The sequence below is a fragment of the Rahnella sp. PD4 genome (genome assembly GCF_049199325.1).
Taxonomy (GTDB): Bacteria; Pseudomonadota; Gammaproteobacteria; order Enterobacterales; family Enterobacteriaceae; genus Rahnella; species Rahnella perminowiae.
Genome location: NZ_JBLZQF010000024.1, coordinates 1,254 through 1,682, shown reverse-complemented (window position 1 = coordinate 1,682; position 429 = coordinate 1,254).

The window sequence follows — 429 nt, the reverse complement described above, 5'->3', positions numbered from 1 at the left end:
CGTTTGTCGTCTAATCAGTCAATATCTGGATCAGATGGGGTCTTTGTCGTCTTCGTAGTCATTTTTTAGATGCTACAACATGTTGCCAGACGTCGTCTTCATTCCTATGTGATTCCCGCAGGGGTATTGCCCTGCAAAGCGTGTCCCGGAATTGAAGTGTACGACGAGCTCAATCTGATTTGATTATGACTTTTCGTTCTTTAATTTACCGCTTTAAGACGTTCATTATAAAATGTCTCTGATTTCCACATACTTAACATCAATGTCGTCAGTTTTCGAGCCAGGGCAACAATAACCTTCTTGTCGTCTAATCAGTCAATATCTGGATCAGATGGGGTCTTTGTCGTCTTCGTAGTCATTTTTTAGATGCTACAACATGTTGCCAGACGTCGTCTTCATTCCTATGTGATTCCCGCAGGGGTATTGCCC